The 20628-nt window shown below is 63.3% G+C and carries 21 protein-coding genes and 1 tRNA gene; 17 read left to right on the top strand and 5 right to left on the bottom strand.

From position 1 onward, the window contains the following. The first annotated feature begins 77 nt into the window (after positions 1-77). The 8 genes from OXR00_RS04340 to OXR00_RS04305 all read left to right on the top strand — a co-directional run bounded on the left by OXR00_RS04340 (position 78) and on the right by OXR00_RS04305 (position 11106). Positions 78-716 (top strand): CerR family C-terminal domain-containing protein, encoded by a 639-nt coding sequence (locus OXR00_RS04340; protein ID WP_267386822.1) that lies wholly within the window; start codon positions 78-80, stop codon positions 714-716. Next, complete coding sequence (locus OXR00_RS04335) at positions 713-1939, top strand: HlyD family secretion protein (protein ID WP_267386821.1); 1227 nt, start codon at positions 713-715, stop codon at positions 1937-1939. The genes OXR00_RS04340 and OXR00_RS04335 overlap by 4 nt, the downstream gene beginning before the upstream one ends. Positions 1940-1941: 2 nt before the next feature. Further along, complete coding sequence (locus OXR00_RS04330; RefSeq protein WP_267386820.1) at positions 1942-3543, top strand: DHA2 family efflux MFS transporter permease subunit; 1602 nt, start codon at positions 1942-1944, stop codon at positions 3541-3543. Next, positions 3540-5036: an efflux transporter outer membrane subunit gene (locus tag OXR00_RS04325; protein ID WP_267386819.1), complete on the top strand. Its 1497-nt coding sequence runs from the start codon at positions 3540-3542 to the stop codon at positions 5034-5036. The genes OXR00_RS04330 and OXR00_RS04325 overlap by 4 nt, the downstream gene beginning before the upstream one ends. 72 nt (positions 5037-5108) lie before the next feature. Beyond that, positions 5109-6275: an acetylornithine deacetylase gene (gene argE, locus OXR00_RS04320; protein WP_267386818.1), complete on the top strand. Its 1167-nt coding sequence runs from the start codon at positions 5109-5111 to the stop codon at positions 6273-6275. Between the two features lie 599 nt (positions 6276-6874). Beyond that, positions 6875-8119: an EAL domain-containing protein gene (locus OXR00_RS04315; protein WP_267386817.1), complete on the top strand. Its 1245-nt coding sequence runs from the start codon at positions 6875-6877 to the stop codon at positions 8117-8119. A gap of 54 nt (positions 8120-8173) precedes the next feature. Further along, positions 8174-10654, top strand: a complete 2481-nt coding sequence (locus OXR00_RS04310) for an ATP-binding protein (RefSeq protein WP_267386816.1) — start codon at positions 8174-8176, stop codon at positions 10652-10654. Between the two features lie 62 nt (positions 10655-10716). Next, positions 10717-11106 (top strand): response regulator, encoded by a 390-nt coding sequence (locus OXR00_RS04305; protein WP_267386815.1) that lies wholly within the window; start codon positions 10717-10719, stop codon positions 11104-11106. 103 nt (positions 11107-11209) lie between these two features. On the opposite strand, the gene OXR00_RS04300 is transcribed toward OXR00_RS04305, so the two are convergent. Further along, positions 11210-12043 (bottom strand): methyltransferase domain-containing protein, encoded by an 834-nt coding sequence (locus OXR00_RS04300; protein WP_267386814.1) that lies wholly within the window; start codon positions 12041-12043, stop codon positions 11210-11212. 42 nt (positions 12044-12085) lie between these two features. Between OXR00_RS04300 and OXR00_RS04295 the strand changes: the two genes are divergently transcribed. From OXR00_RS04295 to OXR00_RS04275, 5 genes are all read left to right on the top strand, one after another. Next, on the top strand, positions 12086-12811 hold the full coding sequence (locus OXR00_RS04295; protein ID WP_267386813.1) for a ComF family protein: 726 nt from the start codon (positions 12086-12088) through the stop codon (positions 12809-12811). A gap of 35 nt (positions 12812-12846) precedes the next feature. Beyond that, positions 12847-13104, top strand: a complete 258-nt coding sequence (gene grxC / locus OXR00_RS04290) for a glutaredoxin 3 (RefSeq protein ID WP_267386812.1) — start codon at positions 12847-12849, stop codon at positions 13102-13104. Then, on the top strand, positions 13101-13922 hold the full coding sequence (locus tag OXR00_RS04285; protein ID WP_267386810.1) for a carbon-nitrogen hydrolase family protein: 822 nt from the start codon (positions 13101-13103) through the stop codon (positions 13920-13922). The genes grxC and OXR00_RS04285 overlap by 4 nt, the downstream gene beginning before the upstream one ends. After that, a complete protein-coding gene (locus OXR00_RS04280) occupies positions 13919-14371 on the top strand; it encodes a DUF1178 family protein (protein ID WP_267386808.1) in 453 nt (150 codons plus the stop codon). The genes OXR00_RS04285 and OXR00_RS04280 overlap by 4 nt, the downstream gene beginning before the upstream one ends. A 49-nt stretch (positions 14372-14420) precedes the next feature. Further along, positions 14421-14497: transfer RNA gene (locus OXR00_RS04275), tRNA-Arg, on the top strand. A 72-nt stretch (positions 14498-14569) separates the two neighbouring features. Here OXR00_RS04275 and OXR00_RS04270 read toward each other — a convergent pair. Then, positions 14570-14845, bottom strand: coding sequence for an SWIB/MDM2 domain-containing protein (locus tag OXR00_RS04270; protein WP_242146599.1), 276 nt, complete (start codon positions 14843-14845; stop codon positions 14570-14572). 350 nt (positions 14846-15195) lie between these two features. On the opposite strand from OXR00_RS04270, the gene folE reads away from it, so the two are divergent. The 3 genes from folE to OXR00_RS04255 are packed head-to-tail and all read left to right on the top strand — an operon-like array spanning position 15196 to position 16971. Continuing rightward, on the top strand, positions 15196-15816 hold the full coding sequence (folE, locus tag OXR00_RS04265; protein WP_267386804.1) for a GTP cyclohydrolase I FolE: 621 nt from the start codon (positions 15196-15198) through the stop codon (positions 15814-15816). 5 nt (positions 15817-15821) lie between these two features. Next, positions 15822-16586 (top strand): SDR family oxidoreductase, encoded by a 765-nt coding sequence (locus tag OXR00_RS04260; RefSeq protein ID WP_267386803.1) that lies wholly within the window; start codon positions 15822-15824, stop codon positions 16584-16586. Continuing rightward, positions 16579-16971, top strand: coding sequence for a dihydroneopterin aldolase (locus OXR00_RS04255; RefSeq protein WP_267386801.1), 393 nt, complete (start codon positions 16579-16581; stop codon positions 16969-16971). The genes OXR00_RS04260 and OXR00_RS04255 overlap by 8 nt, the downstream gene beginning before the upstream one ends. 40 nt (positions 16972-17011) lie before the next feature. Here the strand turns inward: OXR00_RS04255 and leuA are convergent, their stop codons facing one another. Then, complete coding sequence (gene leuA / locus OXR00_RS04250) at positions 17012-18673, bottom strand: 2-isopropylmalate synthase (RefSeq protein WP_267386800.1); 1662 nt, start codon at positions 18671-18673, stop codon at positions 17012-17014. 259 nt (positions 18674-18932) lie between these two features. Here leuA and OXR00_RS04245 point away from each other — a divergent pair, with 259 nt between their 5' ends. Beyond that, a complete protein-coding gene (locus tag OXR00_RS04245; protein WP_267386799.1) occupies positions 18933-19331 on the top strand; it encodes a BLUF domain-containing protein in 399 nt (132 codons plus the stop codon). On the opposite strand, the gene OXR00_RS04240 is transcribed toward OXR00_RS04245, so the two are convergent. Both OXR00_RS04240 and OXR00_RS04235 read right to left on the bottom strand, forming a co-directional pair. Then, positions 19319-19945, bottom strand: a complete 627-nt coding sequence (locus tag OXR00_RS04240; RefSeq protein ID WP_267386798.1) for a TMEM175 family protein — start codon at positions 19943-19945, stop codon at positions 19319-19321. The genes OXR00_RS04245 and OXR00_RS04240 overlap by 13 nt on opposite strands. After that, positions 19945-20571 (bottom strand): YceI family protein, encoded by a 627-nt coding sequence (locus tag OXR00_RS04235; RefSeq protein ID WP_267386797.1) that lies wholly within the window; start codon positions 20569-20571, stop codon positions 19945-19947. Before OXR00_RS04235 ends, OXR00_RS04240 begins: the two co-directional genes overlap by 1 nt. Positions 20572-20628: the final 57 nt, after the last annotated feature.

Below are 20628 nucleotides of genomic sequence, written 5' to 3'. Positions count from 1 at the left end.
TGCCGTGAGCCAGAAATCGTCTGCTGCACTGCACACAACCTAATTGTATCGTTCGGTCGAACGAACTAGAAAGGTTCGTGGTTCACGATCGTCTTCTCGACATTGCGATTCGCGAGTTCGGCGAAAAGGGCCTGGACGGCGCGAGCACGCGTAGCATCGCCAGCGCCGCCGGCACTGCGATGTCGTCGATTACCTATCACTATGGTAGCAAGCAGGGCCTGTATCTCGCCGTGGCGGATTACATCGCCGAGCATATGGCGAGTGAGATGCTGCCGGTGCTCGATCTGGCGAATACCGCCCCCCTTCGTGATCCACAGGCCGCACGCGCCAAAATTCACCACATCCTGAATGCTTTCGCGCAGCGGATGATGGGACAAAAATCCGCTGCACTGTCGATGTTTATCATGCGCGAGCAGCTTCACCCTGGCGAGGCGTTCGATCGGTTGTACGAAGCGGCAATGGGGCAAGTGCTTGATTACCTATCCGATCTTGTAGCGGTTGCGACGGGTGCGCCGGCTGACGAGCGCACGCGCCTCTTCGCCTTTCTGCTTGCCGCACAGGTGTTTTCACTTCGCTCCGCGCGTGGCGCGCTGTTACGAGTGGCCGGGCAAACCGCCACCGAGGGGCCGTTCGCGCAGTCGCTGACGAGTCTCATTTCCTTCAATACTGACGCGATGCTCGACCGGCTGCATGCCGATCGCCAGGAGACCGCATGACCGAAGATCAGGCCCCGAAGTCCGGCAATGGATCGGACGACCGCAATGACGATCAGGGCGACGAGCAGGAGTCCAACGCACCGTCGTCGGACAAGCAGCGCGACGGCGGTCAGGACAAGCAGAGCGACCAGTCTGATGACGCTGGCGATGATAAAGGCGACGACAAGCCGAAAAAGCCCTCGCTTGTTCGGAAACCGCTGTTTTGGATCATCGTGGTCGTGGTGGCTGCGATCATCGTCATTGCCGGAGTGTTATACTACCTTCACGCGAGACAGTTTGAGTCGACCGACGATGCGTTCGTTGATGCACACATTGTGCGGATTGCGCCCAATGTCGCCGGTACGCTGGTGCAGGTCGCGGACGTCGATAACCGCCACGTCGAGCCGGGGCGGTTGTTAGCGGTGATCCAGCCCAACGGCCCCGAGGCAACGCTATCGGAGGCGCAAGCGAACGTCAGCCAGGCAACCGCGCAGGCCGAACAGTCGCGAGCGCAGGTCGTCGCGGCGCAGGCCGCCGCTGCGAAGGCCGAGGAACAGGCGCGCGGCCCACTCGCCGATGCGCAGAAGGCTGCGCAGGATCTCGGCCGCTATCAACAGCTCCAGCGGATCGATCCGCAGGCGGTTGCCGGGCAGCAACTCGATCAAGCGCGTGCCACCGCGCGTGCCACCGCGGCGAATGCCGCCGCCGCCCGTCGCGAGATCACCAGTGCGCAGGCGCAGGTAGAGGTCGCACGACGCCAGGTCGCGGCATCCGAGGCAGTCATCGCCGCACGTCAGGCGCAGGTGAAGCAGGCCAACGTGACGATCGGCTATCTGCGTCTCACTGCACCGGTGTCGGGGCAGGTCGTCAACCGTCAGGTCAATCTCGGCTCCTATGTGGGGCCGGGTACGCAGTTGATGGCGATCGTGCCCGACCACGTCTGGGTAACGGCCAATTTCAAGGAAACGCAGCTGCGTAACATGAAGATCGGCCAGCCGGTAGAGATCAGGGTCGATGCCTATCCGGACGTCAAGTTCCACGGCCATGTCGATTCGGTGCAGCGCGGGGCGGGGCAGGCGTTTGCGCTACTGCCGCCGCAGAATGCGACCGGCAATTACGTCAAGGTGGTGCAACGCGTTCCAGTCCGCATCGAATTCGATCGCAACGGCAAGGATGCGCCCGATCCGCGTAAATACCCGATCGGTCCCGGCATGTCGGTCATCCCCACCGTCAAGGTGCGCTGAGCATGGCGAGCGCGGCGAAACGCGCGGACGGCTGGGATCCCAGCCGTTCGGCGGCCGGATCCTATAACCCGTGGATGATCGTGGCGCTCATCAGCATCCCGACGTTCATGGAGGTGCTCGACACATCGATCGCCAACGTGTCGCTCGACCATATCGCAGGTGGCTTGTCGATTTCGAGCGATCAGGCGACATGGGTGCTGACCAGCTACCTCGTCGCCAATGCAATCGTCATTCCGATCAGCGGCTGGCTGTCCGACGTGATCGGCCGCAAACGCTATTTCATGATTTCCATTGCATTGTTCACCATTTCCTCGCTGATCTGCGGGCTATCGCCCAACCTCAGCACGCTGGTGATCGCGCGCGTATTGCAGGGGATCGGTGGCGGCGGTCTTGCTCCGGTCGAACAGTCGATGCTGGCCGACACCTTTCCGCCGAGCAAACGCGGTATGGCGTTCGCCGCGTTCGCGATCGTGGTGGTGGTCGGGCCGGTGCTCGGGCCAACGCTCGGCGGCTATATCACGGAAACGTGGACATGGCATTGGGTGTTCCTCATCAACGTGCCGATCGGCATTCTCTCCCTGTTCCTCGTCAATCTGTTCGTGGACGAGCCCGATACGATCAAGAAGGATCGCGAGAAGCTGCTGAAACGCGGTATTCGGATCGATTATATCGGCGTGCTGCTGGTCGCGCTCGGCCTTGGTTTTCTCGAGGTCACGCTTGACCGCGGCCAGCGTGAGGATTGGTTTTCAAGCGGGTTCATCATCGCCACGGCGACAATCGCGGTGATATCGCTGATCGGTTTGGTGTTGTGGGAAACCCATACCGATGAGCCAGTCGTCGACCTGAAGCTGCTGCGTAATCGCAATTTCTCGGCGACGTTGCTGGTGATGGGACTGACAGGCATGATCCTGTTCAGCACGACACAGCTCATTCCGCAGATGCTCCAGCAGGTGATCGGCTATACGTCGTTCGATGCGGGTCTTGCCCTCACGGCCGGCGGCATCGCGACGTTGGTGATGGTGCCGATCGCGGGGCGCCTCAGCGGAGCGGTCGATGTGCGAATGCTGCTGTTCCCGGCACTACTGGGGCAGGCGTTCGCGCTTTGGAACATGTCGCATCTGAGTGCGGACATCAGCTTCGCCGATGCGGCGATCGCGCGGCTGTATCAATCGATGTTCCTGCCGTTCCTGTTCGTGCCGCTGAATGCGGTCGCCTACGCGGGCCTCCCGCAGAACAAGACGGCGCAGGCATCCAGCCTGCTTAATGTCGCGCGCAATCTCGGCGGGACGATCGGGATTTCGAGTGCGCAGTCCATGCTGGCGAATGCGATGCAGCGCCACCAGACGGAACTGGTCCAGGGGCTGAACCCGCTGAATTTCAACTACAGCGAGTGGCTCGCCAAGGCGCAAAATGCAGTCGGCAGCGTCGGCGATACCACGACGCCGCTGGCGTTACTGTACAGTCAGGTGCAGCGGCAGGCGTCGATGCTGGCGTTCCTCGACGTGTTCCGGTCGTTGATGATTATTGTGCTGATCGTGTCCCCTGCGGTGTTTCTGATGAAGCCCAGCAAATCGGGCGGCGGCGGCGGAGGAATGGCGCATTGAAGAAGACACGCAATCTTTCCGCACTGGCAGCGGCGCTGCTGGCTGGCGCCTGTACGGTCGGGCCGAACTATCACGCGCGCGACCTGCCGGTGCCGGCGACCTTCGCAGAACCGCAGGCTCAGATGCCAGGCGCCAGCATCGATCCGGCGCGGTGGTGGACGGGCTTTGGCGATCCGCAACTCGATACGCTGGTCGAGCGGGCGCTGGACGGTAATCCCGACATGGCGATCGCCGCTTCGCGGGTGCGGCAGGCGCGCCTTTCGGAGGTGGCGGCGCGCGGGGTCGGCCGGCCGACGATCGATGCCACCGCGAATGCCACCCATATCGAGCTGAGCAAAAACAGCGGCATCTCCAGCATCGCAAAACTGTTCTCAGGCGGATCTGGCGGAAGCGGGTCGAGTGGTGGCGGCTCCAACAGCGGCGGCGTCGCACTTCCTGGTAGCGGCATCACCACCTACGCGGTCGGCTTCGATGCGAGCTGGGAACTTGATATCTTCGGCGGCGGCCGTCGGCAGGTCGAGGGGGCGGTCGCACGGACCAGTGCCGCCGTTTGGAACCAGCGAGACGCGGCGGTGACGCTCGCCGCTGAGGTCGCGCAGGCGTATTTTTCCCTTCGGCTCGATCAGAACCAAATCGCCATCGTCACGGATGAGATCGCCCGCGAGAACCGAGCGCTGGAGATCGCCGGCCACATCGCCAAAGCCGGCCTCGTGCCGCAGAGCGACGTAACGCGGCAGCGCGGCACCTTGACTGCGCTGGAAGCGCGGCTGGAGCCGCTAAAGGCGGACGTACGCGTGCGCATCCATGCGCTCGGCATCCTGATCGGCGAAGCGCCCGCGACCCTCGATACCGAACTGGCGGTGGCGCCCGGCCTGCCGCTGGGCTTACCGGGCGTGCCAGCAGGGCTGCCGTCCGACCTGCTGCGCCGCCGCCCGGACATTCGCGCTGCCGAGCGCAATCTGGCGGCAGCGACAGCGGATATCGGCGTAGCGGTTGCGGATCTCTATCCGAAGTTGCAGCTGACTGGCCTTGGCGAACTGCTGTCCACCTCGCTTGGCAATCTGTTCAGCAAGGACAGCTTGCAAGCGACCGCGACCGGCGGGATCAACTTCCCTTTGCTCGATTGGGGTCGCCGCCGCGCAACAGTGTCGATCCGTAAGGAACAGGCAGAAGAGGCGTATGCGCAGTACAAGGCAACGGTGCTGGGGGCATTGCGCGACGTCGAGGACCCGCTCGCCCGGCTTGACGCCGAGCGGCGGCGCAACGCCACGTTGCGACGTGCCGTTCAGGACCAGGAGAGCACGGCGCGCTCGATCGAAGCGCGCTACCGCACCGGCTTTGTCACGCAGGATGAACTGCTGAACGCGCAGGTGAACGTCTTGTCCGCGCGTGAACAGGTCGCGGCGAGTGACATGCAGTTGCGCGAGAATACCGCGTCGCTGTTCAAGGCCATCGGCGGCGGGTGGAGCGAAACGTCGCCGGCTATGTCCTGATGCTCGCCAGGGGCGGCGTTGCTGGTGTCGTGACCTTTTGACGTGCCCGGCACAGCCGGTAAGGTACCGGCCATGGACACATCGCACATTGCCACCGCCGCGCTTGCACATCTCGAACGGCTAATCGCGTTCGACACGACTTCGCGGGATTCGAACCTCGCGTTGATCGGCTATGTCGAGGCGTTCCTCGGAGGTCATGGCGTCGCGTCGCATCGTGTTTCCAACGCGGATGGTCGTAAGGCGAACCTGTATGCGACGATCGGCCCTGCCGTACCCGGTGGTGTCGTGCTTTCCGGCCATACCGACGTGGTACCGGTCGACGGGCAGAACTGGACCAGTGACCCGTTCACGCTGACCCGGCGAGGCGATCGTATGTACGGGCGCGGCACGTGTGATATGAAAGGTTTCTTGGCGCTCGCGTTGGCGATCGTTCCCGAAGTCGCGCGCGGGCAGGTTGCGCGCCCGCTGCATCTCGCGTTTTCCTACGACGAGGAGGTCGGTTGCCTGGGTGCACCCTCGATGATCCGAGAGCTGGTGCGCGATCTACCGCCGCCGCTTGCCGTGATCGTCGGCGAGCCTACCAACATGGAGGTGGTGAGCGGCCACAAGGGTATCTCAAGCTGGCGCGTGGTCGTGCGCGGGCACGAGGCGCATTCCAGCCTGACGCATCTCGGCGTGTCGGCGAATATGGTCGCGGTGAAGCTCATGCACGCGCTCAGCGAAATTGCCGACGGATTGGAGCGGCACGCCGATCATAACTCGCCCTATCACCCGCCACATGCGACGCTGACGATCGGGGTGGTGAAAGGCGGCACCGCGGTAAACATACTGGCGCGCGAATGTGAATTCATCTTCGATCTACGCACACCGGCCGGCACGGACCCGCAGACGATCATCGCCCCGTTCGAGCTACTATGCGCCGCAGAGGATAAAGCGATCCGCGCCCGGTTTCCGGACGCTGGCGTGGAAATCGTACGCCGGTCGTCGACACCCTCGTTCGCGCTCAAGCCCGACAGCCCTGCCGAGGCGCTCGCACGACGGCTGGCGGGCGATAATGGGAGCGCGCGCGTGGTGTCTTATGCGGCAGAGGCAGGTCAGTTTCAGGAAGCAGGATTCTCGACAATTATCTGCGGCCCCGGCTCGATCGAGCAGGCGCATCAACCGGACGAGTATCTCGAGGTTGCACAGTTCGAACGTGGATTAGCTTTCATGGCACGATTGGATGAAGCGCTACGGTAACGCTAGGCCTGATCATGTGCATCGTAAGCAGCTTACGTACGAATACGTATTTCGCGTAAGCGACCAAAGTAACCATTGCAGTCGCGGCGTTATCCGCGACCATCCTATCAACAGAGATCCGGCTGTGTGCTTTGATCGCGATCTAGCCGATGTCCCGTCGGAAGATCAGCCCGACGCGGAAACTAACTCACTGAAATATCAGCTTGTTGTTTCCGCGCCGAGCCGGGTTAAGCGATTACCAAGGGCGGATATTGTCGCCGTAGATCAGCGCGAGAACGAAACGAAGCATGTACTTTCTCCCTATAGGCACCTCGTTGGGTGCCACGCTTCATTAATCCAAATTTAACGATATCTCAATCGCCTCTGCGAGATCGTTACGAAAATGGAGGTGTTGTTTAACGCTTCGTTCAAGCCTCTCGTTCTAAGCTATTTCCATGGCCCGTGCTCTCCAAACCGAGGATCTTCCAGCCATTTGGCGCTATTCTCATGCCGGCGTGGTGCCGATGCGGAGCGAAGCGCCGTTAAGCGGCCTTCCGATGCGTTCCGATTTGGGACATGTTCGGCAGTGGGCACGTAATGATCAATCGGGCGGACCGTCGGTGACCGTTGCCTGGCGCGTGGTTGCTCTCGCCGAGATCGCCAACTTCGCAAGTTTGCGTCGACACCTGGGACGGCTCTGCGCCGATCGCCTGTCCACGGCACTGGTTGACCGGGCGACCGGGTGTATCGCCGGGCTGCGCGCAACTGCGGTCGCACGCAGCCTCGTCGAATTCGAGCTTGGCTCGACAGATCTCGCCGCGATTGAGACGGCAGTCGAGATGTTGCGCGTTGCGTTCGAGGCACCCTTTGAGTTCGAGGGCGATCGACACAAGCTCGAAATCACCTTTGCTGCTGCCGCGGCACCGGTGGGCAGCACGGAAGATGTGCGGCTTGTCGAGGAGGCCGAGGGCGCTCTAGAACAGGCACGGGCAGAGTTTCGTACCGTCTTGCGCGATTTGTCCGCTGGCACGCCGGCGTTTGACCGGCTGTCGCTGATCCGCGATCTGCCCGATGCGATCGCACGTGGCGAGATGTTCCTGCAATATCAGCCTAAGGTACATGTCCGTCGCCAGGAAATCGCGAGTGCGGAGGCGTTGGTGCGCTGGCAACATCCGCGCCGCGGACTGATCCTGCCGGGTGACTTCATCACCCTCGCAGAGGAATCGCGTCAGATCGACGCGCTGACGCTCTGGACGCTGGATCGCGTCATCGCAGACCAACGCATTCTGCGCGCCGAGGGTCGCGACCTGACGATCTTCATCAATATCTCCGGTCAGTTGCTGAGCGATGCCGAGTTTGTCGCCAGCGCGTGTCGCAAGGTGCGCGAGGGCGGCGCCAAGATCGGCTTCGAGATCACCGAGACAGCGGTGATCCGCGATCCGCAGAGCGCGATCGCCAACCTGCGCAAGTTTGACGAAGTTGGAATCACGATTGCGATCGACGATTATGGTGCTGGCCTCTCGTCCTTAGCGTACCTCAAGGAGTTGCCTGCGCGCGAGTTGAAGATCGACAAGATGTTCATACTCCAGCTTACCAGCAGTAACCGCGACCCGCTGATCGTGCGCTCCACCATCGATCTCGCACACGCGCTGGAGATGGAGGTTACCGCCGAGGGTGTCGAGACGCAGGCTGCGCTCGCATTGCTGACCGTGATGGGGTGTGACATGGTACAGGGATACCTGCTTAGCCGGCCGATCTCGATCGAGGCCTTTCGTGCGTTCTTGCGCGACGACAAGCTCAAGCTGGGCGGCGACGGGCGTGACTCCATGTTCAAGCGCCCCGCAAGTTTCTGGCGCACTGCCTGATCGCCATGGGTGCGTAGCGCCACCTTAACGATCCAGGGAGTAAGACGTCCGGCGATGGGCTGTAGTTCTCCATATGTGCGGCTGGCGCGCCTGCTCGCTCCGTTGTTGCTGGCGTGCGGCCTGCTGCTTGCTCCGCAAGCGTCATGGGCGTCGGCTGGCGACGACCGCTTCGATGCGCTGATCGCAACAGCCCGCGCGGCGATGCTGGTGAACCCAAGCGAAACGATCGAGAAGGCGAAAGTCGCCCAACGCGCCGCGGAGACCTTGCCGGCCAACCGTCGTGCAATCGGTGTCGCCACTGCGCAATGGCTGCAGGGAGAGGCCTATCTGCGCTCGGACGACGTGACGCATGCACGTCCGCTGATCGACAGCGCCTACGCGTTGGCAACAGCAGCCGGGCCGGCGACAAAATTAACCGGTGACATTTTGTTGTCACGCGGCGGGCTGCATACAGCCACTGCACAAGTTGCCGCTGCGCTTGCCGATTACCAGCAAGCGCACAATCTGTTTCGCGACATCGGCGAGACGCGCAGTCGGGCGGTTGCGTTGTTGTACATCGCGCTGCTGTACCAGGAAGCCGGCGACTACGGTAACGCGCTACGCTATTACGATCAGGCGCGGGACGTTTACAGTGCTGATCCACAACTGCTGTTGTCGATCTTCAACAATCGCGGCAACGCACTCAAGGAACTCGGCCGTTTTCGGGAGGCCGAGCAGCAGTTTCGCGAAGCGTTTACGCTGGCCAAGACGTTGCACAGCCCTGCGTTGGAAGCGCGGGTCCTGAGCAACATCGCGCGCAGCGAGCTTCGCGCTGGCAAGGTCGCCGACGCCGATCGTACAATTGCTTTAGGCTTTGGCTATAAACAAGATCCGGATGCAGCCGCCGCGACCGTGCAGTTCTGGGCGCTGGCTGCGCAATCCGCGCTCCAGCATGGCGATGCGCGGCGTGCGGCCGCACTCATCACGCACGCGTTCGTGAACGTCGATCAGGCGCATCCAACGCTGTCGGATCGGGAGGCGCACGAAACTGCATACAAGGCATTCAAAAGCGTCGGCGACGAGAAGCAGGCGCTCGAACACCTCGAAGCGCTCAAGCGTTTCGACGACCAGACCTCTACGCTTGCCGCCTCGACCAACACCGCGCTGGCCGCCGCCCGTTTCGACTTCGCCAATCAAGAACTGCGCATCGCCAAGTTGCGCAACGAGGAACTGGCGCGCACCAACGCCTTCGAACATTCACGCGCGGAATCTCAGCAACTGATCTTCACCGGCGCAGCGATTGTCACCCTTGTTGTCATAGCCTTGCTGGCGACCAACCTGGTCGTGATCCGCCGTAGCCGCAACGATGTCTGGGCGGTCAACCTCGATCTCGCCCAAACCAACACCGCGCTTGGCAAGGCGCTCGCCGCCAAGACCGAGTTCCTTGCCACTACCAGCCACGAGATCCGCACGCCGCTCAACGGCATCCTGGGGATGACGCAGGTGATGCTTGCAGATCAGGCGCTTGCCGGCACGTTGCGGGACCGCATCGGCATCGTACACAGCGCGGGCGTGACGATGCGCGCACTCGTCGACGACATTCTCGACGTTGCCAAGATGGAGACCGGCAACCTTTCACTCGAGCAGGCGCCGTTCGACCTCGCCGCCATGCTACAGGAGGTAAGCCAGATGTGGCAGGAGCAGACGCGCGCCAAAGGACTGGTCTTCGCGCTCGACCTGAACACGTCGCCGCGCTGCATCGAAGGCGATGTGACGCGGCTGCGGCAGATCGTGTTCAACCTCCTGTCGAATGCGATCAAGTTCACCGAGCGTGGCACGATCAGGCTCGCGGTGACCACCGCGACCGCCATCGACGGGGAGCGCGTGCGGATCGTGATAAGCGATAGCGGCATCGGGATCCCAACGGATAAGTTTGACCTGATTTTTGAGTCCTTCCGACAGGTTGATGCGGGAACCACGCGTCGCTTCGGCGGCACCGGTCTCGGTCTGTCGATCTGCCGCAATCTTGCGCGCGCGATGGGTGGGGACGTGACGGTCACCAGCGAGGCGGGCGAGGGGTCTACCTTCACCATCGACCTGCCGCTGGTACATGTCACCACGCCCGACACCCTGCCGGTGGAGCCGTCGACGCCGGGATTGCTGATCGTAGACCGCAATCCCATTACGCGGGCGATGTTGCGCACTGTCCTCGCGCCACACGCCGGCACGGTAACGTTTGCAAGCAGCGTAGTGGAGGCGGTAGCGCAAATCGACGCTGGCGGTGTCGCGCAGGTGCTGATCGACGACGCCACGCTCAAGACCGACGAGGACGTAACGACCGCGCTCCGCCAAATCGCGAACTCCGCCCGGTCTTCTGGCGCGGGCAGCACTTTGTTGTGGGCTACACCCGAAATGGGTGATTATAGTCGCGCCGAGCAAGCTGGTATCGACCGGCTGGTCGCGAAGCCGGTTGCCGGCACGCGTCTGGCGGACATGATGTACGGCGGAAATCTGCGAGATGAGCCTACAAGCAGGCTTGTAACGCAAGCGGTATGATCCGATAATGAGCATGGCATGAAGCGTGAGCAAATCTTGAAGTTCTTCGCCGGCCACCGGCCATGAAGATTCTGTTCATCGAAGACGATGCGATGAATCGTCGGGTCGTGAACGATATGCTCGATGTGGCTGGCGCCACCATGATCGGAGCCGAAAGCGCCGAGATCGGACTGGGCCTGATCGATGAGAATGATTTTGACATCGTGCTGCTCGACCTTCGGATGCCGGGCATGGACGGATTGACCGCGCTTGGCCATATTCGCGCACGCGGCGATGCGAAGGCAGATCTGCCGGTAATCGTAATCACTGCCGACACCGCGATCGACTTGCGCGAACGGTGCATCGCGGCTGGCGCGGACGAGGTGCTGTTCAAGCCCGTCGCGATGGATTCACTGTTCGATGCGATCGGTCGCATGCTCGCCAAGGGCGCTGGCGAAGGCATGATCGGCTGACGTTCAGGCGCTGATGCGACGGACGGAAAGCGTGTTCCAGCGCCTCTCAATTGCCTGCTTGTATACGGCCTGCGTTCCTGATCGTGGCGTTTATCAGCGTTGCTTAAGCGTCCGGTATCTTCAGCGCCGCCGCCAGCGAGGCCGTGGCGCTGCCACGTCGCGCGGGCTGTGGCTGCGATGGCGCGGGTGCCCAGCCGGTCATGAAAATAATTTCGAAACGCTCCGGTACGCGTCCGTCCGTATCGGCAAGGTCCGCGAATGCTTGATAAGCTCTCGCTAGGGTATCGCGGCGTAACGGCCGCCGCCCGACCATCGCGTTGCTGGCGCCCATGCCGCGCAGATCCCGCAACAACCCCCCGAGATCCCCGTACCGCACATTGAGTGTTTCGCTGTCCGCTACCGGCAGCGCGAACCCTGCGCGCATCAGCAGATCGCCGGCCGAGCGCACGTCAATTTGCGGGTGTAAGCGCGCCGCTGGCCGGTCGCCTTCTGCCACACGTAACGCGGCGCGGAGCGTGGTGAGCGACCCTGCGCCGACGAACGCCGCGAGGAACAGCCCGTCGGGTCGAAGTGCGCGCCGCGCCTGGATCAGTGCGCCCGGGAGATCGTTCACGCTGTCCAGCACGCCTGCCGATACGATCAGGTCGAAGCTCGCCTCCGCAAACGGCAGGGCGTCCTCCTCGGCAACGATCCCGCCTGCCGCCGCCGCGAAGCGTGGACCGGCGTCGCAGCGCGTGATTGCTCGATCGGGCATAAAGCTGCCGTCAAAACATCCGAGGTCGAGAACGTCGGCAAAGCTGCGCTTCACACTGTCGAGGCGCTCTTGGATGCCATCCAGCATGACCGCGCGCACGAAGTCATGGCCAGCAAAGCCGGGTGCTGCGCGGTCGCGGTGCTGACGCCGGGCGGCGCGATCGAAGATGTCGGGTACGCTCACGCTGCGGCTTGTGCCGGTTCGCCGCGCACGCGACAAGGGGCTGTGTCACGGCTTGCTGCACCTTTGCGTTTCGTTGCCGGTCTTGCGCTGCCGCCACGCTGCCCGGGGTGTGGGGCGGTGACCGGGGCGGATCACCGGTTTTGCGCCACTTGCTGGGGTGATCTTCGTTTCCTCGCGCCGCCGTGGTGCGCGGGGTGCCAGATGCCGTTCGAGCATGATTATGGCGTTTCCGAACAGTGCGCCGACTGTCTAGCCGAACCGCCTGTCCACGCCGGCGTATTCGCGGCGGTTGCCTATGGCAAAGTCGCACGCACGCTGGCGCTACGGCTGAAATATGGCGGCCGGATCGCCTTTGCGGAAACGGTTGCGCGGCAGATGGCGCGGCTGGTGCCGGCGGGCGCGGACCTGCTCGTGCCGGTGCCTCTGCACCGCTGGCGGCTGTGGTCGCGCGGTTTCAACCAAGCGGCGCTGATCGCGGACACGCTGGCGAAGACGATGCAGATCGAGGCCGATCCGATGCTGCTACGGCGTGTACGTGCCACGCCGATGCTGCGTGGTCTGGGGGTGAAAGGACGCGCCCGGGCGGTCCATGGCGCGTTTGCCGTGGACAAGCCTGAACGGTTGGCGGGACGGGCGGTCGTGCTGATCGATGACATCTACACCACCGGCGCCACGACCGATGCTTGCGTCGACGCATTGCTATCGGCGGGTGCCGCTTCGGTGGCGATTCTGTGCTGGGCGCGGGTGATCGATTCGGATGCTGCATGATTGACAAGCGGCGACCGACTGCACACGTTAAACCTATGGCAAAGACACAAATTTATACCAAGGCGTTCTGTCCCTATTGCTCGCGCGCGATGCGGTTGCTTGCGTCGAAGGGCGTCGAGGTGGAAGAGTTTGACATTACCATGGGCGGCCCCAAGCGTGCCGAGATGTTAGGCCGCTCTAACGGTCGCACCACGGTGCCACAGATCTTCATCGGTGATACGCACGTCGGCGGATCGGACGATCTCGCCGCGCTGGAAGCCGCCGGCAAGCTGGACGCGCTGCTCGCGGCATGAAGATCGCGCTGCTCCAGATGACGAGCGGGGTCGATCCGCTTGCCAACGCACGCACCATCGTCGACGCGGCGGCGGAAGCGGCGAGGAGCGGGGCGGCGATGCTGTTCACGCCGGAAATGTCCGGCCTGATCGATCAAAACCGGAAACGCGCTGCCGCTTCGCTCCACGCGGAAGGTGATGATCCGGTGCTGGCAGCGACCCGCACGGCGGCGAGGGAACATGGCATTTGGGTGCACCTCGGCTCGCTTGCGGTACACGGCAATGATGGCAGGCTGGCGAACCGCGGCTTCGTGATCGATGACGCCGGTGAGGTCCGGGCGCGTTACGATAAGCTACATTTATTCGACGTCGACCTGCCAAGTGGTGAAAGCTGGCGTGAATCCGCTGCTTACGCTCCGGGTGCCAATGCGGTGGTGGTCGATACACCGGTCGGCGCACTCGGTCTGTCGATCTGCTACGATCTGCGCTTTGCCGCGCTGTTCGCGGCGCTGAGCGATGCCGGCGCGACGGTGCTGGCGACGCCGGCCGCGTTCACGCGGCCGACCGGTGCGGCGCATTGGCATATCCTTCAGCGCGCGCGTGCGATCGAGTCGGCTGCCTATGTCGTTTCCGCTGCGCAGACCGGCACGCATGAGGATGGCCGCGCAACGTACGGCCATTCGGTGGTGATCGACCCGTGGGGCACGGTGCTGCTCGACATGGGTGAGGCTGCCGGACTCGGGTTTGCTGACATAGACCCGGCACGGATCGCCGATGTGCGCGCACGCGTACCGGTGATCGCGCACCGCCGACCCATCCCCGAAGTGTCGACCACATGATCGTCTTTGACCTGCGCTGTTCGCAGGCGCACGTCTTCGAGGCATGGTTCGGATCGAGCGCTGCTTATCAGGAGCAGCGCGAGCGTGGCCTGCTGTCTTGCCCGTTTTGCGGGGACGGCGATGTGGTCAAAGCCGTCATGGCGCCGAACGTAGCGGCTAAGGGCAACACCCGTCCCGCCGCTTCTTCGGCGACCGATGCACCGCCAGACCCGGCAGCGATCAAGGCGGCGATGCGCGCAATGGCGGCAGCGCAAGCGAAGGCGCTGGCCGGTTCCGAATGGGTCGGCACCGCTTTTCCGGAGCGGGCGCGAGCGATGCATGCCGGTGATTTGCCGGCGGGGCCGATCCACGGCCAAACGTCGCTGGCAGAAGCCAAATCCTTGATCGACGAAGGCGTCGCGGTCGCGCCGCTTCCCTTTCCGGTTCTGCCGCCTGAGACGATCAACTGATCGACACGCTTGAGCGCGCGAGCGCAGCAGGTTAGGGGGAGGGCAGCGTGGTTCCGTAGCTCAGCCGGATAGAGCGCCACATTCCTAATGTGGGCGTCGGGGGTTCGAGTCCCTCCGGGACCACCAATTCCGCCCCGTGTAGCGACTGCCCTTGGTACTGCGGGGCGTCAGCCATGAGCCGGCGCCCCGTCGGGCCGTTCAGGCCTTCATGTGACCGGCGAGATGTTTGTTCATCTCGAACATCGTCACCCGATCCTTGCCGAAGATCTTCTTGAGATTCTCGTCCGCGACGATCTCGCGCTTGTTCTCCGGGTTCTGGAGATCGTGTTTCTTGATATATTCCCAGACCTTGCTGATGACTTCGCTGCGCGGAAGCCGATCGCTGCCGACGATCTTCGCCAGATCTTCCGAAGGCTGGATCGGCGCGTGGATGCCGCCTGTTTTTGGCGCTGCTGCGGTTTCGGTCTTTGCCATTCTTTGGTCCTTCCTGCTGTGTCGTTCTTCGCGACATCGGTTGCGCGCTGGCGCGCAGCGTGGGTGCGCTTGTGCGCCGCCTTTGGTTCGATGTCGCGCGTCCTGACCGCTATGGCCCGTGTCGTTACGGAAGCGGGCCGGGGCGCGCTCGATAAAGAGAGACGCCGGGGGTTGCAAATTCTGATCGCTCAGGCGGCTTGATCTCAGGTGAGCCGCGCCGCAAGAACCCTATCTGCCCGCCACCATTGCGGAGCCCGCAGGCAGACCGTATCTGCTCTGTACGTCGCAGATAAACGCGCCCGAGCGTCGGGCGCGCGTCGCACCGTGAAGCTAATCACTGAGGATGTGCAATGAACCAACGATCGGGCGCCGCAACATCCGGAGATCTGATCGGCGACGACGGCAAGATCGTCGTTCCGGACGATGTCGCCGACGCGGTGCGAACGCTCATCCGCTGGACCGGTGACGATCCCGCGCGCGAGGGGCTACTCGATACGCCCAACCGCGTTGCCCGCGCCTGGCGGGAATATTGTGCCGGGTACGAGGACGATCCAGCCTATCACCTCTCGCGCGTTTTCGAAGAGGTTGGCGGCTATGACGAGATCGTGCTGCTGAAAGACATTCCGTTCCAGTCGCATTGCGAACATCACATGGCGCCGATCATCGGTAAGGCGCACATCGCCTATCTGCCGAAAAACCACGTCGTCGGCATCTCGAAACTGGCGCGCGTGCTGCACGCCTTCGCGCGGCGCCTGCAAGTGCAGGAGCGGCTTACCGCCGAGGTAGCGGACTGCATCTGGGACAATCTCGCGCCGGTCGGCGTGGCCGTCGTGATTGAGGCGAGCCATGCGTGCATGACGGCACGCGGCGTGCGCACGCCAGGCGTGTCGATGACGACAAGCCGGATGATGGGCGTGTTCCGCGATGACGACCGCAGCCGGAAGGAAGTGCTTGCGCTGATGGGGCTTTGATCCGCATGCGACGTACCGTTCTCGTCACCGGCGCGGCGCGTCGGATCGGCGCGGGGATCGCCAGAACCCTGGCGGGAGCAGGACACCGGGTCGTCGTCCACCATTTCCACTCGACCGAGGATGCCGAAGCACTGGTGAGCGATTTGCGCGCCGGCGGCGCGGACGCATGGTTGATCCACGGCGACATTTCGGTCGATGCCGACCGGGTGTTCGCGGACGCGCGTGCGGCGGCGGGGGGGATTGTCGATGGGCTGGTGAACTGCGCGTCGCTGTTCGACTTCGACCGGCCGCCGCACGAGAAGCCGGATCTGTTCGCGACGATGATCCAGATCAACCTTGCCGGGCCCATCGCGCTGGCGACGGCGCTGGCGCGGCAGGACGGGATCGCAGATGGCGCGATCGTCAACGTGCTCGATCAGAAGATTGCGAACCTCAACCCGGATTTCTTCTCCTACTCGCTCAGCAAGACTGCGCTCGACAGTGCGACGGTGATGCTCGCACAGGCGCTCGCTCCGCGCGTACGCGTTAATGCGGTTTCGCCGGGGCTGACGATGGTGAGCCACGACCAGAGCACGGACGAATTCAATGCGGTGGCGCGTGACAATCTGCTGCGCCGCCCCGTTTCACCAGAGGATATCGCTGGTACCGTGGCATGGCTGCTGATGTGCGGCGGCATCACCGGACAGAACATCTTCGTGGATTGCGGGCAGCGGTTCATCACCCGCGACAGCGATGTGATGTTCGCGACTCGGGAGCGTGCGCTTGACTGATTTTCGCGATCTGGACGATCCCGCCGCAGGTCGGGCGCGTTACATCACGTTGCTCGACACGCTGGAGATCGCGGTGGGCCTGGGCATCCATCCGGCGGAACGCGCCGGGCCGCAGCGCGTGCTGGTCAGCGTGTGGCTGTACTGCGATTACGGTGAAGCCCCCCCGGCCGACCGGATCGACGCAGTGGTCGATTACGATTTCCTGCGCACTGGCATCCACGCGCTCGCCGGCTCGCGCCATTTCGAGTTGCAGGAGACGTTGTGCGAGGCGATCGCCGCACTGGCGATGACCGATCGTCGCGTGGTTGGCGTGCGGGTGCGAACTGTGAAGGCGGACATCTACCCCGACGCGCGGATCGGCTGCGAAATCCTGCGGCGGCGGTGACGGCTACCCCCCAAGGAGTGAGGCGGGTAGCCGCGATCGCTTACAACCGGTTCGCCGCCGACAGCACCGCTCGAACAGAGGCAGTGGCTATATCCTCGTCAATGCCAACACCCCAAACCGTCCGCCCTTCGACGGTGCGGCACTCGACATAGGCGGCGGCGCGCACGTCCGACCCCTTGCCGATCGCGTGTTCGACGTAATCGGCCACTTCAAGGTTCACACCAAAGCCATCGGCGAGCGCGGCGGTTACGCTAGAGATCAGGCCGTTGCCGCGCCCGCTCACCGAATGATGCTCGCCAGCCACTTCAATATCGCCGACGAAGATGCGCTCGTTGCCCAGTCCCCGCGTTTCGTCATACGCGCCAAGCACGAACCGGTCGCCGGACTTGGCGAGATAGGTCCGCTCGAACGCGCCCCAGATATCGGCGGCGTTCAGTTCGCGGCTGGTTTCGTCCGCCAGCGCCTGAACGTGACGGCTGAAATCGGCCTGCAAGCGCTTGGGCAGCTTCAACCCCTTGTCCTGCTCGATCACCCAGGCGACGCCGCCCTTGCCGGACTGCGAGTTGACGCGAATCACCGCTTCGTAGCTGCGGCCAAGATCGGCGGGATCGATCGGCAGATAGGGCACCTCCCACAGCGGATCGTTCTTGGCTTCTTGCGCGGCGAGACCCTTCTTAATCGCGTCCTGATGGCTGCCTGAAAACGCGGTGAACACCAGATCGCCAGCATAGGGCGTGCGCGGATGCACCGGCAGTTGCGTGCAATAGTTCACCGTGTTGACGATCTCGTCGATGTCCGACAGGTCGAGCTCCGGCGACAGGCCTTGCGTGTACATGTTGAGCGCGACCGTCACGAGATCGCAATTGCCGGTCCGTTCGCCATTGCCGAGCAGACAACCCTCGACCCGGTCCGCGCCCGCCATCAACCCGAGTTCCGCCGCGGCGACGCCGGTGCCGCGATCGTTGTGCGTGTGCAGGCTGATCGCGATGGCATCCCGATTGCGGATATTCTTGCCGAACCATTCGATCTGGTCGGCATAGACGTTGGGCGTCGCCGCCTCGACCGTGGCGGGCAGGTTAAGGATCAGCTTGTGGTCGGGGGTAGGACGCAACACCTCCATCACCGCCTCGCAAACCTCGACCGAGAAATCGAGTTCGGCGGTGGAGAACGTTTCCGGGCTGTATTCGAAGAACCAGTCGGTGTCGGGCTGCGCGGCGGCACAGTCGCGCAGGATTTTCGCACCCTCGATCGCGATCGCGCGGATCTCGTCACGCGTCATCCCGAATACGATCTTGCGCCAAGCCGGGCTGACCGCGTTGTAGAGGTGGACGATCGCCTTGGGCGCACCGCGCAAGGATTCGAAGCTTTTCTCAATCAGGTCGCGGCGCGACTGCGTCAGCACCTGCACGGTCACGTCATCGGGAATGCGGCCGGTCTTCACCAGCCCGGAGATGAAATCGAACTCGGTCGCGCCGGCGCTTGGGAATCCGACCTCGATCTCTTTGATGCCGACCTTGCAGAGCAGGTCGAACATCCGTGTCTTCTTCTCGGCATCCATCGGGTCGATCAGCGCCTGGTTGCCGTCGCGAAGATCGGTCGACAGCCAGCGCGGGGCCTGCGTGATCGTGCGCGAAGGCCATTCGCGATTGGGCAGATCGATCTGCGGGAAGGGGCGGTATTTGGTCGAAGGATCGCGCAGCATGGGCGTATCTCGCTTGCTGAAGGGTGGGGAACTCGGTCTTGCCCTCAGGCGCGTCGTGCGTCGGCAAAGCCGCGCAACGGGACGGTCGCGCCTAAGGGCGCGTAAGTCGAAGCAGCAGGCCGGTCCCGATCGTCATCCTTGATATCGATAGCGTCGCGTTACGCGGTTTGTCCAGCCGGATCGGCGCGATAAATCCCCCGGTGTTAACCATTCGCTCAAACACCGTCGATAAATCCTCTCAAGACAAGGAGATGCACCGATGTTGCAGTTGATTTACATCAGTACCGCCACACCGGCGATGCGCGAACCGGAACTCACGCGCATCCTGTCCGCATCGCGCCGCAACAATGCGCGTGACGGGATCAGCGGACTGTTGTTCTTTAATGGCCGGCGTTTTCTGCAAGCGCTTGAAGGGCCGGCGGCGGTGGTCGAGACGGCGATCGCGCGGATCAAGGCGGACGATCGCCACGCCGCGGTTGTCACGCTGTCGCGGCGTGAAGTCGATACCCGCGAGTTTGGCGAATGGGCGATGGCGTCGCTCGGTGCGGGCGAGGCGGCGGGACAGGCGGCGATCGACCGCGTCGATGCGCTCACTATCGACGCGTCGCCCAACGTCCGCGCGCAATTCACCAGCTTCGCGCGACTTCAGTCCGCCTGACGGCCCGAGAACCAGCCGTCGACACGGCTCTGCGGCAGGAACCACAGCAACGCCACGACGGCTGCGCAGCCGATGCCCAGCCACGGCGATACGAAGGTGAGCGGGATGCCCAGCGCATAGATCAGCGAGGCGGCTATCCCCTTGCGATTGCTGGCGATGTAGAATCGCGTGGCAGCGGCGCCGCGGAGACCAGTGTGGCGGATCGTCGCCTGTAGCCACGTATAGCACAGCGCCGGGAACAGCATCGTCGCGAGATACAGCCACGTCGCCTCGCGGTTAAAGTGATGCTCGCCGAGATACGAGGTCGAGAACGGCACCAGCGACAGCGCGAACAGCAGCAGCATATTCGACCAAACCAGGCCGTTGGTGACATACGTGGCGTGGCTGAATAGCCGGTGGTGGTTAACCCAGTAAATCGCCACGTAGGCGTAGCTCAGCACATAGGCGAGGAATACCGGCCACAACGTCCACAGCTTCGCCATTCCTTCCGAAATCGGCGGGTGCAATTCCAGCACCATGATCGTGACGATGATGGCGATCACGCCGTCCGAGAATGCCTCGACCCGGCCGACGCCGGGCCGGCCTTCGACTTCTTCGGACGGCGTGTCGGTCATTATTGCAGTTCGAACGCGGCGTTGATGACTAGCACAGTCTGGTCGGACACCAGCGGCACGTACTTGGTCACGCCGAACTCGGAACGATTGAACGAAAGCCGGCCGAGGAACCCGATCGACGGCTTCTTGCTCATCGGGTTGGTCGCCGCGCCGAAGAAGCGCGCGTCAATCACGGCCGGCTTGGTAACGCCGTGTAGCGTGAGCTGACCCTCGATCCGTGCGGCGTCTGGGCCGAGCGCGGTCACCTTGGTCGAGCGGAAGGTCGCGGTTGGATACTTGCCCGCATCCAGCCAGTCGGCGCTCTTGAGTTCCTCGACCAGCTTGCCGCTGGTGGTCTGCACGCTGTCGACGGGGATTGAGACGCTGAGCGTGGTGGCGTCAAGATGGGCTGGGTCCAGCTTCATCGAGCCGCTCGCGCCCGAGAACCAGCCGGCGAAGGGCGAGATGCCCATGTGGCTGACGCTGAACGCGACCTGGGTATGGCCCGGCTCGACCGCATAGGTGCCGGCCTTGACGTCAGCGGGTGCGCCGGCACCGTGGAGCATGTCGGGGCGGTGCATCTGCGCGGTCAGCGGCACCGCGATGGCGGCGGCAGCGAGCGAGGCGGCAAGAACGAAACGGCGCATCACGAAGGTCTCCTGTTGAGGTGCGCGAGCCTTGGGCGAGCGGAACGTGCCCGTCAA

It is taken from the genome of Sphingomonas sp. GC_Shp_3 (genome assembly GCF_026540945.1).
Taxonomy (GTDB): Bacteria; Pseudomonadota; Alphaproteobacteria; order Sphingomonadales; family Sphingomonadaceae; genus Sphingomonas.
Note: the sequence above shows the minus strand (reverse complement) of the source record. Positions and strands in the feature narration are given on the sequence as shown.

Bases quoted from the DNA above. Each gene is read 5' to 3' on its own strand.
- OXR00_RS04335 (WP_267386821.1), top strand. From the start codon at position 713: ATGACCGAAGATCAGGCCCCGAAGTCCGGCAATGGATCGGACGACCGC.
- OXR00_RS04330 (WP_267386820.1), top strand. From the start codon at position 1,942: ATGGCGAGCGCGGCGAAACGCGCGGACGGCTGGGATCCCAGCCGTTCG.
- argE (WP_267386818.1), top strand. From the start codon at position 5,109: ATGGACACATCGCACATTGCCACCGCCGCGCTTGCACATCTCGAACGG.
- OXR00_RS04310 (WP_267386816.1), top strand. From the start codon at position 8,174: ATGGGCTGTAGTTCTCCATATGTGCGGCTGGCGCGCCTGCTCGCTCCG.
- OXR00_RS04305 (WP_267386815.1), top strand. From the start codon at position 10,717: ATGAAGATTCTGTTCATCGAAGACGATGCGATGAATCGTCGGGTCGTG.
- grxC (WP_267386812.1), top strand. From the start codon at position 12,847: ATGGCAAAGACACAAATTTATACCAAGGCGTTCTGTCCCTATTGCTCG.
- OXR00_RS04285 (WP_267386810.1), top strand. From the start codon at position 13,101: ATGAAGATCGCGCTGCTCCAGATGACGAGCGGGGTCGATCCGCTTGCC.
- OXR00_RS04280 (WP_267386808.1), top strand. From the start codon at position 13,919: ATGATCGTCTTTGACCTGCGCTGTTCGCAGGCGCACGTCTTCGAGGCA.
- OXR00_RS04270 (WP_242146599.1), bottom strand. From the start codon at position 14,845: ATGGCAAAGACCGAAACCGCAGCAGCGCCAAAAACAGGCGGCATCCAC.
- folE (WP_267386804.1), top strand. From the start codon at position 15,196: ATGAACCAACGATCGGGCGCCGCAACATCCGGAGATCTGATCGGCGAC.
- OXR00_RS04260 (WP_267386803.1), top strand. From the start codon at position 15,822: ATGCGACGTACCGTTCTCGTCACCGGCGCGGCGCGTCGGATCGGCGCG.
- leuA (WP_267386800.1), bottom strand. From the start codon at position 18,673: ATGCTGCGCGATCCTTCGACCAAATACCGCCCCTTCCCGCAGATCGAT.
- OXR00_RS04245 (WP_267386799.1), top strand. From the start codon at position 18,933: ATGTTGCAGTTGATTTACATCAGTACCGCCACACCGGCGATGCGCGAA.
- OXR00_RS04240 (WP_267386798.1), bottom strand. From the start codon at position 19,945: ATGACCGACACGCCGTCCGAAGAAGTCGAAGGCCGGCCCGGCGTCGGC.
- OXR00_RS04235 (WP_267386797.1), bottom strand. From the start codon at position 20,571: ATGCGCCGTTTCGTTCTTGCCGCCTCGCTCGCTGCCGCCGCCATCGCG.